8 protein-coding genes are annotated in these 7,189 nt (G+C 74.6%); 4 read left to right on the top strand and 4 right to left on the bottom strand.

The window, feature by feature from the left end; genetic code table 11:
- Positions 1 to 402, bottom strand: a 402-nt coding sequence (locus tag RBH18_RS30375) for a TetR/AcrR family transcriptional regulator (protein WP_306213885.1), incomplete at its 3' end; no start/stop codon positions are given.
- A 46-nt stretch (positions 403 to 448) separates the two neighbouring features.
- A complete protein-coding gene (locus tag RBH18_RS30370; RefSeq protein WP_306213884.1) occupies positions 449 to 1,192 on the bottom strand; it encodes an SDR family oxidoreductase in 744 nt (247 codons plus the stop codon).
- A gap of 104 nt (positions 1,193 to 1,296) precedes the next feature.
- Here RBH18_RS30370 and RBH18_RS30365 point away from each other — a divergent pair, with 104 nt between their 5' ends.
- Together RBH18_RS30365 and RBH18_RS30360 are read left to right on the top strand one after the other, a co-directional pair.
- Entirely contained in the window at positions 1,297 to 2,136 is an 840-nt protein-coding gene (locus tag RBH18_RS30365) for a helix-turn-helix domain-containing protein (protein WP_306213883.1), read from the top strand.
- Positions 2,137 to 2,305: 169 nt separating this feature from the next.
- A complete protein-coding gene (locus tag RBH18_RS30360) occupies positions 2,306 to 3,565 on the top strand; it encodes a DUF4832 domain-containing protein (RefSeq protein WP_306213882.1) in 1,260 nt (419 codons plus the stop codon).
- A gap of 23 nt (positions 3,566 to 3,588) precedes the next feature.
- Here RBH18_RS30360 and RBH18_RS30355 read toward each other — a convergent pair whose 3' ends face one another.
- Positions 3,589 to 4,599: a WD40 repeat domain-containing protein gene (locus RBH18_RS30355; protein ID WP_306213881.1), complete on the bottom strand. Its 1,011-nt coding sequence runs from the start codon at positions 4,597 to 4,599 to the stop codon at positions 3,589 to 3,591.
- Between the two features lie 65 nt (positions 4,600 to 4,664).
- Between RBH18_RS30355 and RBH18_RS30350 the strand changes: the two genes are divergently transcribed.
- Positions 4,665 to 5,231, top strand: coding sequence for an AAA family ATPase (locus RBH18_RS30350; RefSeq protein WP_306213880.1), 567 nt, complete (start codon positions 4,665 to 4,667; stop codon positions 5,229 to 5,231).
- Here RBH18_RS30350 and RBH18_RS30345 read toward each other — a convergent pair.
- Positions 5,171 to 5,722, bottom strand: a complete 552-nt coding sequence (locus RBH18_RS30345; protein ID WP_306213879.1) for a GNAT family N-acetyltransferase — start codon at positions 5,720 to 5,722, stop codon at positions 5,171 to 5,173. The two genes, RBH18_RS30350 and RBH18_RS30345, sit on opposite strands and share 61 nt — an antisense overlap.
- A gap of 30 nt (positions 5,723 to 5,752) precedes the next feature.
- Here RBH18_RS30345 and RBH18_RS30340 point away from each other — a divergent pair, with 30 nt between their 5' ends.
- Positions 5,753 to 7,129 carry a M14 family zinc carboxypeptidase gene (locus RBH18_RS30340; protein WP_306213878.1) on the top strand — a complete coding sequence of 459 codons (1,377 nt, stop codon included), beginning with the start codon at positions 5,753 to 5,755 and terminating at the stop codon, positions 7,127 to 7,129.
- Positions 7,130 to 7,189 lie beyond the last annotated feature (60 nt).

The following is a 7,189-nucleotide window of genomic DNA, read 5'->3' as shown; positions in this document are numbered from 1 at the left end:
GAGGCCGGCGACCAGCGGGGTCATCCGGTCGTGCGCCCGCCGCACCAGCTCGGAGGCCTGGTGCCGGCTGCGGAGCAGCTCCCCCAGCCCCCGGCTCTGCGCCTCGATCTCCAGCTGCCGCTCGAGGAACCAGCTGAGCCCCGCCCACGCGTCGTCGTGCCGCGCGGCCTGCTCGGCCAGGCCGATCACCGTGTCGATGTGCTCGCTGAACAACGCGTCGAGCAGGTCCCGCCGCTGCGGAAAGCGCCGGTACATCGTGCCCATGCCGGTGCCGGCGGCCCGGGCGATGTCCTCGTAGGGCACGTCCAGGCCGCGCTCGGCCATCAGCTCGTACGCCGTGCGCAGCAGCAGCTGACGGTTGCGCGCGGCATCGCGCCGTAGCGGCGGGGCTGACGGGTTCACACCGGCGACCCTAGGCTAAGTTGAAGAAAAATTCCACTTGAGTGGATCAGCGGCCCGGCAGGGTGGCGAGGGCGGCGGAGCGCTGCGCGACCAGGTCCGCGTACGTGCCGTCGCGCTCGGCCCACCGGTGCATGCGCACGCCCTCGACGAGGATCTCCGGCGGGGTCGGCTCGGCGCCGAGCAGCGTGAGGGTCTCGTCGAGGTAGGCGTCGAGGTCGAGCGCGCGCGGATTGGCCCGCTTCACCTCCGGGGTGGTGGCGACGGCGGGCGGGACCAGCTCGGCGACCTCCACGCCGGTGCCCGCGAGCTGGGCGCGCAATGCTTCTGAGTACGCGTGGACGGCCGCCTTCGACGCCGCGTAGGTCGGCATGATCGGGAACGGCAGGAAGCCGATGCCCGAGCTGACGGTGACGAAGGTGCCCGACCGCCGGGCCAGGAAGTGCGGCGTGAAGGCGTCGACGACCCGGATCGTGCCGAGCACGTTCGTGGCGATCGTGGTCTCGGCGGCGGCGACGTGCGCGGGGTCCCACAGGTCCTCGACGAGCATGACGCCGGACATGGTGACGACCACGTCGAGGTCCGGGTGGCTCGCCAGCACCTGGTCGCGGGCCCGGGCCACGGACGCGGGATTGGTGACGTCGATCTCGACCGCTTCGAGATCCGACGCGGGGCCGGGCCGGCGCCCGCCGACGACGACCGTGCTGCCCGCCTCGGCGAGCTTGCGGGCGAGCCCCCGGCCGATGCCCGACGTGCCGCCGGCGATGAAGACTGTGCGCTTGGTGATGTCCATGCCCTCGACGATCACCCGGCCGCACGGCAGCGGGAAGAGCCCCGCTCATCCGGGGAGTGCCAGGACCCCCTCTCCCGCGTACGCCCGGCAGTACCGTGATCCTGGTGAGCGACGACGACGCCAACCGGCTCGGGCAGTACCTGCTGGCCCGCCGGGCGCTGGTCACCCCCGAGCAGGCCGGCATCCCGCCCGGCTCGCACCGCCGGGTGCCGGGGTTGCGCCGCGAGGAGGTGGCGCTGCTCGCCGGGATCAGCGCCGACTACTACCTGCGGCTCGAACGCGGCCGCGACCGCAACCCGTCGCCGCAGGTGCTCGACGCGCTGGCCCGGGTGCTGCTGCTGGACGACGTCGAACGCGACTACCTCCTGGGGCTGGCCGCGGCCCGCCCCCGGGCCCGCCCGCGCCGGCGCCCCGAGCGCGTCCCCGCCCGGCTGCACCACCTGCTGGCGTCGGTCGGCGTGCCGGCGTTCGTCGAGGGGCGGACCTTCGACGTGCTGGCCGCCAACCCGCTCGCCCTGGCCCTGTCGCCCCGGCTGCGCCCCGGCGAGAACAGGCTGCGCTCGCTGCTGCTGGACCCCGAGGAGCGGGCGTTCCACCGCGACTGGGAGAACGCGGTCGCGGGCTTCGTCGCCGCCTTCCGCCACGAGGTCGGCCAGGACACCGGCGACGCCCGGGCGGTCGAGCTGGTCGGCGAGTTGTCGCTGGCCAGCGCCCGGTTCCGCGAGCTGTGGGCGCGGCACGACGTACGCCGGCTGTCCGGCGGCACCGCGCACGTCGACCATCCGATCGTCGGCGAGCTGCGGCTGCACCGCGACAAGCTGCCGGTGGGCGGGGGCCTGCTGCTGGTGCTCTACTACGCCGACCAGGGCTCGGCGAGCGAGGAGAAGCTGCGGCTGCTCAGCGCCGTTCGTCCAACTTCTGACGCAGCGACCGGCCGGTCTTGAACGCCTTGTTGTTGATCCAGGCGACGGTGACCAGCAGGACGATCACGATGAGGGCGATCAGCACGACACGCATGGCTTGACCAGTGCCCGCCGGGCGCGCCCGGCAAGCCTCGTGTGCAGCACCCGGGGAAACGCTCAACCCGCGCGTAGCACCGCCGAAGGATCACTCGTGCGTCTTTCCCGGTGGGCCGTCGCCGCCGCCCTGCTCCTGCCCGGCGCGGCGGTCGCGGCTCCCCCGGCGCCGGTCACCCGCACGTACGCCGCCTCGGCCGCGAGCTTCGCGAACCCCGGTCGCGGCTTCTTCACGTACACCGAGACGCATGTCGGCCCGGGCTATGTGCCGCTGGACGCTGCCGCGCTCACGGCCGCGCGGGTCCACGAAGCGCACAGCCTGGTGTACCGGATCTTCTACCTGGAGGGATACCAGGCCGTCGACACGATCGGCGCGGCCGACCTCGCGCGGATCAGCGCCGACTTCGCCACCGCGCGCCGGGCCGGCGTGAAGCTGGTGGTGCGGTTCGCGTACTCGGCGGACTCCGATCTCGATGCGCCGGAGGCGCGCGTCCTGCGGCACATCGCCCAGCTCAAGCCGATCCTGACCGGCAACGCCGACATCCTCGCGGCGGTGCAGGCGGGCTTCGTCGGGCGGTGGGGCGAGTGGTACTACACCCAGGGCTTCGCCGCCGACACCACGTGGGCCGCGCGCGGCCGGGTCCTGCGCGCGCTGCTGGCCGCCACCTCGGCGACCACGCCGGTGCAGGTGCGCACGCCGCAGATCAAGCGCCGCCTCGCCCCGGCCGTCGCCCGCGTCGGCGTGCACGACGACTGCTTCCTGGCCGGCACCGACGACTACGGCACGTTCACGGCGGCCGACGACCGGGCCTGGCTGGCGGCCCAGAGCCGCACCGCGCTGGTCGGCGGCGAGACCTGCGACCCGTCCGAGCGCTCCGGCTGGGCGAACGCGTCCGCGGAGCTGGCGGCGTACCACTGGACGTATCTGAATCCGTCCTTCCACGCCGGCGTCCTGGACTCGTGGGGTGCCGCCGGCCGCGCCGAGGCGAGCCGCCGCCTCGGCTACCGCCTGCGCCTGCTGAGCCTCACCCAGCCCGCGCCCGGCACGGTCACCATCAAGATCACCAATGACGGGTACGCCGCCCCGCTCCAGAACCGCCCGGTCCACCTGATCCTGACCACCGGCACCACCCGCCGCACCGTCACCGTGCCCGCCGACCTCCGCACGTGGCAGCCCGGCACGACGATCACGCTCACCGCCCGCTTCCCCGCACCCCGCGCGGGCACGCAGCTCGCCCTGAGCCTGCCCGACCCGGCGCCGCGCCTGGCGGCGAATCCCGCGTACGCCATCCGCCTCGCCAACACCGGCACCTGGGACGCCGCCCGCGGCTGGAACACCCTCGGCGCCCTGGGCTGAGGGCTCGTACGGGAACTGAGTCCCTACCGGTCCAGCCCCTCGGGGTGCCAGACGTGCACCTGGTCACCGGCGCCGGCGGCGACCGCGACCCGGGGCGTGCCCGCGAGGTCCACCTCGGTCACGGCCAGGCTGTGCACGAGGGCCGGGCCGAACTCGCGGAGCAGTCCCGGATCCGCCCCGCCGCCCGGATCCCAGGCGATGACCCGCGAGTCACCCGCCGAGAAGCCGAGCGTCCGGCCGGCACGTGTGGTCAGCAGCGCCACCGCCTGGGTGAAGCCGTAGTCGGGGCGGCTGAGGAACGACACCTCCTCGTCCGTCGCCAGGTCGCGGACCTCCAGGTCGGCCAGCTCGTCCGGGTCCACGTGCCCGCCGTCCTCGTACCAGTAGTCGGCGCCGCGCACCACGATCGGCCGGCCGTCGAGCACCCCGAAGGCGCCGGCCCCGCCCGAGAAGGAGACTTCGGCCGGCTCGCGCAGCTCGGCGCCGCTCGCCAGGTCCCAGAGCGCGGCCGCCACGAGATCGTTGTGGTCGGACTCGGGCGGGCGCAGCTTCCCGATGACCAGCGCGACCAGGCGACCCTCCAGCGCGGTCAGCGCCAGGCCGGTGATCTCGCGGGTCGTGTCCAGCTCGGCGTGCGGCGCGCCGGTGGCCGCGTCCCACACCCGGAGCCGCCGGTCCGCCCCGGCCGCGGCGACGAACGACCGCTCGCCCAGCCGCGCCGAGGCCAGAGCGGCGACCGGCCCGGCGCCCCCGGGCAACGGCGCCCCGATCGGCGCGCCGGTCGCCGGATCCCAGCGCCCGACCACCCCGTCCACGCCCGCGGTGACCAGCACCCCGTCGTCCGGGCCGGCGAAGACCACGGCCCGCACCGGACCTGCCTGCGGAAGGACACTGCGCGGGCCGCCGGTCGTGGCGTCCCAGATCCGTACGAAGGCGTCGCCGCGGGCGCCCGAGGCGAAGACCGGCCGCCCGGCCGCGGTGCCCGCCGCGAGGGCCACCACGGCACCGGGCGTATCGAACGAGCAGGAGATCACCGGCGCATGATATCGATCATGCTCAACTCCCGGCCGGGCGGCCGGTGCCCTACGCTGACGCCGTGGTGGCGCAGCGCAGACCGGTCCTCGTCGTGGTGAGCGGGCCGCCCGGGGCCGGGAAGAGCACGCTCGCGCATCGGCTCGCCCGGGCGATCGGGTGCCCGGCGATCTGCCGGGACGAGATCAAGGAGGGCATGGTCCACACGGCCGGGGAGTTCGCCGCCGCGCCGGGGGACGAGCTGACCATGCGGACGTTGCCGGCCTTCTTCGGGGTGCTGGAGCTGCTGCTGCGGGCCGGAGTCACCACCGTGGCCGAGGCCGCGTTCCAGGACAAGGTGTGGCGGCCCCGGCTGCAGCCGCTGGGCGAGCTGGCCGACATTCGCGTGGTGCACTGTCAGGTCGACGCCGGGACGGCTTTTGCTCGCATCCGGCAGCGCCTGGCCGACAGCCCGGTCCGCCGTGCGCACGACGACGGGTCCTTCGCCGATGCGCGGGTGCACGCGGCGCACCACGAGGGGTTCCGCCGCGTACAGCTGGATGTGCCGCAGCTCGAGGTGGACACCAGCGCGGGTTATCGGCCGGCGCTGGACGAGGTCGTCGCCTTCCTGAAGGTGGCGCGGTCGATCGCGTGAATCGCGGCGGGCCGGTCGTGGCCGGGGATGACGGTGTCGAACTCGTGGGTCAGGCCGATCTTGGTCATCACGCGCTCGGAGCGGACGTTGTCCGGGTGGCGGATGCTGACGACGCGGTCCAGGCCGCGCTCGTCGAAGCCCCAGCGCAACGCCGCGGCGGCGGCCTCGGTGGCGTAGCCCCGGCCCCAGGTGTCGCGGGCGAAGCGCCAGCCGATCTCGATGGCGGGCAGCACCTCGGGCAGGAACTCGGGCACCGCGAAGCCGGCCCACCCGGCGAGCCGGCCGTCGGCCTCGACGGCGAACAGGCCGATGCCCTGCTCCGCCCAGGCGCGCTGATAGCGCTGGAGGCGGCGGGCGCTCTCCGCGCGGTCGAGCGTGGCGCCGTCGAGGATGTAACGCATCACTTCGGGGTCGCTGTTCATGGCGGCGAGCGCGTCGAGGTCGTCGTCTCGCCACGCCCGGAGGAGGAGCCTGTCCGTCTCGATTCTCATCACTCGATCATTGTGCGGCAGGATGGCGAGGTGGCTGACGACCGGATTCCTGGCTGGGTGCTCGACGAGCTGGACACCGTGCCCGCGTACGACCACTTCGCCGGCGTCGACGAGCTGCACGCCGGCCTGCGGTCGATCGCCGAGCGGTTCCCGGAGGTCGCGACGCTGCGCCGGTGCGGGACGTCGCGGCAGGGCGATCCCATGTGGTGCCTGACCGTCGAGCTCCGGGACAGCCCCGAAGCGCTCGTGTACGGGCTGCCGCACCCCAACGAGCCGATCGGCGGCCTGACCGCCCTGCACCTCGCCGAGCGCCTGTGCACCGACGCGGCGCTGCGCGAGCGACTCGGCCACCGCTGGCGCATCGTGGACTGCGCCGACCCCGACGGGCTGCGGCTCAACGAGGGCTGGCTGCGCGGGCCGTTCACCCGGGCGCACTACGGCCGCCACTTCTACCGGCCGGCGGGGCGCGACCAGGTCGAGTGGACGTTCCCGATCAACCACGAGACGGCGTACTTCGACGAGGCGATGCCCGAGACGCTCGCGCTCATGCGGCTCATCGACGAGCACCGGCCGCGGCTGGTCGCGTCGCTGCACAACAGCGAGCTCGGGGGCGCGTACTACTGGCTCAGCCGCGCCGAGCCCGCCCTGCACCCCGTCCTGCAGGCCCTGCCCGGGCACCTGGGCATCCCGCTCGACCGCGGCGAACCCGAGGCGCCCGACCTGGTGGTGCTCGGCGACGCCATCTTCGAGGCCAGCTCGCTCGCCGACGTGTACGAGCGGCGCACCGCCGACGGCGGCGAGTGGGTGGACCAGGGCGGGAGCGCCACCTGGTACGCCGGCCGCTTCGGTGCGCTGATGCTGGTCAGCGAGCTGCCGTACTGGCTGGACCCGACCGCCGGGGACGCGAGCGACTCGGGGCGCACGTACGCGCAGGCCCTGGCCGAGGAGGCCGCCGGCCTGCACGACCTCGCCGCACTGCTGACCCGCACGCTGGCCGCGGTGGAGGGCCGGCTGCTCGCGCCCGAGTCGCCGTACTGGCGCTCGGCCCGCTTCTTCGCCCACTTCGTCGCCGAGGTCGCCAAGGCCCAGCAGGCCCGCAGCGAGTCCCCGGCCGCCGACCGGCCCGCCTCGGTGGCCGAGGTCACCTCGCTCGCCTCGCACGTGCACGAGTGGCGGCTGCGCTACGGCGGCGTGCTGCTGCGGGCCTTGCGCGGGGAGGCCGCGGTCGGCAACGTACGCCCGGAGGTGCGCGCGGCCCTCGCCGAGCTCTCCGCCGCGTACGACGCCTGGGTCGCCGCCGACGACCACAACGACGGCCTCGAGCCGATCGAGATCCGCCGCCTGGTGTCCGTCCAGTACGCCGCCACGATCGCCGCCGCCGCGCACCTCACCGGCACGCTCGCCTGACCGCGCCGCCGCGCCCACCTCACCGGCACGCTCAGCCGACCCTGCCGCCGCGCCCGCTTC

Origin of the sequence: Actinoplanes oryzae (assembly GCF_030757795.1) — a bacterium.
Classification (GTDB): domain Bacteria; phylum Actinomycetota; class Actinomycetes; order Mycobacteriales; family Micromonosporaceae; genus Actinoplanes.
The sequence above is the reverse complement of the archived record's forward strand: the minus strand, read 5'-3'. Positions and strand labels throughout refer to the sequence as shown.